This window comes from Treponema sp. R80B11-R83G3 (genome assembly GCF_054786115.1).
This window is the reverse complement of record NZ_BDHF01000140.1, coordinates 1-2,569: the sequence shown is the minus strand read 5'-3', so window position 1 is coordinate 2,569 and position 2,569 is coordinate 1. Positions and strand designations below refer to the sequence as shown.

Annotated in this window: 2 protein-coding genes; both read left to right on the top strand. The window is 45.0% G+C overall.

Annotated features, from left to right (window positions below):
• The coding region (locus ACYVRH_RS11650) for an RICIN domain-containing protein (protein WP_461257084.1) at positions 1–1,596 on the top strand (1,596 nt) is incomplete at its 5' end.
• Positions 1,597–1,837: 241 nt separating this feature from the next.
• Positions 1,838–2,119 carry a hypothetical protein gene (locus ACYVRH_RS11645; protein WP_461257083.1) on the top strand — a complete coding sequence of 94 codons (282 nt, stop codon included), beginning with the start codon at positions 1,838–1,840 and terminating at the stop codon, positions 2,117–2,119.
• Positions 2,120–2,569: the final 450 nt, after the last annotated feature.

The following is a 2,569-nucleotide window of genomic DNA, read 5'->3' as shown; positions in this document are numbered from 1 at the left end:
TACATCAGCATAGGCAAGCTAGCCAACGCCCGCTATATCCTCATAGGTACGATTACTAAAGCGCCGAACGGTTCGTTTATGGCGGAGTTTTCAGTGTCAGACGTGGAGGCGGGCAAACGCGTCGCCTCTTACGGGCCGAAACCGTACTCGCTGTCTGCGCTGGAAAATCTGTCCGCCATACAGGAAGCGTCCGCCGACTTGCTAGACCAGTTGGGCGTAAAGCTGACTGACGCTGGGAAACGGTCAATGACCTCTGCGGCGGACGACAGGCAGATACAGGCGGAAACAGCCCTGTCCAAAGGCATAGTGGCGCAGAAGAGCGGCACGGCAGTCGAGGCGTTCGCATATTACCTGCAGGCGGTGAATTACAATCCGTCCTCTGCGGAAATAGTGAGCAGGCTGGACATCGTGAACGCAGACATTACCAGCAGCAGCATGGGGGAGGATATACGCAACGCGATAGCATGGCGCAAGGCGTGGGTTGGGCGGCTGACCGAGTGCGACCAGTTTGTGGCCGGCTACATTAAGAAAACGCCGTTGACGACAACGCTTATATATTCTGCGGATTTCAAGCAAGGGGAGATTGACTGGGACAAGGAGACGATACCGATAAGCGTAGACGTATGCCTTGCGCCCTTGGAGTCATGGCCGGTGCCGATAACCGGAGTGGTGAATGCGGTTTATGAAGGTTTTGCCGGAACCGGGCAAGCTGCGGCGTGGAAGCTGGATTGGCCGTTAAAAAACGCTTCAGGCGGGGCTTCACAAGTGACACCGACTGCGGAAGTGAAATACAATTTGGTGCTTGACCTGCTTAACGACAAGGGGGCGGTGCTTGGGCGGCAGGGAGTGACATTCTCTTCCGGGTGGAAGATAGAATTCAGCGACGGGAAGTCTGTCGGGGTAAAGATACAGACGCCTCAAACCGTCACGTATCCCGCAGTGGACGCTAACAAAATAAGCGAGACGCTGGCGATACGGGTTGCGAGCGTAAACGGGCGAATTGTTAACGCGGGATCTGCGGACAGTGTAGCCGTAAAGGCGATGACGGGAGATAATTATATCGCTGCTACCAAATTACAGACAGGATGGGTAACGGATTTGCCTACAAATATGAATGTTGTCTTTCAAACAGTGCGGGCTCCTATCGGCAGTTTAGAAGGTTTTTTTGCGCCAGATGGAGTGAATCCCAGAAATGGTACTGGAATCCATTTATGGGATATGAGCGGTAATGAACCAAACAGACCGCACCGTCTTTTCCGCCTTGAGCATTTGGGAGACGGGTGGTACATAATAAGAAATAATGTCCACGGCATAATTGATATTCCAAACAATCGTAACGAAGATAATCTTCAGATTATACTTTATGAGCAAAACAACTCATACGATGGTATTCATCAACGTTTCAGGTTTAGAAAAGTTGGTGATGGAATATACCAAATATACACTCACTGGGGTACAAACTTTCATGTATATGCCGGTAGAACAGCCAATGGTACTCATGTTGTAACATATACTGGCTCTCCAGATGATCCAAACCCAAACGCGCTATGGAGAATATATACAGTAAACAACGGTAAAATGTCCATGCAACGATAACTATGAGTTGGCTTTTCCCTGATTTGCGGTTCCATTAAAATAATTTTATATAATTAGGGGATATGGACAAGGGAGAGAATTCAAAAAAGACTCACACACAAAGAGCACAAAGGGGAGTGAAAACCAATTAGCAATGAGAAATGAGCAATTAGCAATGTTGTTGTTCGTTATCAATACGTGAGTTTCACGATAAGATTGCGCAAAAAGAGCCTAATTTCACTTTGTACTCTTCTCTTTCTCCATGTGTGAAATTTTTTCGAAAAATTTTAAAAACAGTCAAGCAAAATGGCAAGTCCACACCCATAGAAGAGATACTAATAACATAATAAATAAAATAAAAAAAACAGCCGATTTGCTTTATGAAAAACAAATCGGCAAGGCGGGTACGGCTGGGACTGATCCTTATTCCCTGAATCTGGCCATTTCTGACGACACCCAGTCATTAGATAGGGAATTCCCTACCCATTCAAATATACCACAGACTATCCCCAATGTCAATGGTAAAAATTTAAAAAGTAAATGATGAATTGTTTTCTCGGTCAAGCAAAATGAGAGATTTAACGTTTCGGCGGTAAAAGATGTTTGGGGCAGGTAATAGGGGCTGTCCAAAAAGAAAAATTTCTACCACGAACCACACGAAAATCACGAACTTTTTGCACATATCTTGTCGTTGTTCGTGTTGGTTCGTGTGGTTCGTAGTAAATTTCAAACTTTTTGGACATTCCCCCTGCCCAAACTGTGGTTTTTACCGTATGTTATGTGCCGTAAAATCTGTTTTAAAAACCTACATCATTTATACTATAGTGCTGATAATTAATTTACAACTTTTACTATAGTACCAGTAACTGTAACTGTTCCTGGAACCCATATTCCTCCGGTTACTGCAGTAAGTATCCATTGTATTGGGTTGGAACCATATTTTATTTTTACATCAATTGCCGCATCTCCACCAAATTTTTTGATATTTTTTTCG

What these genes read in the sequence shown, in the direction of transcription:
- ACYVRH_RS11645 (WP_461257083.1), top strand. Translation starts at nt 1,838, where the DNA reads ATGTGTGAAATTTTTTCGAAAAATTTTAAAAACAGTCAAGCAAAATGG.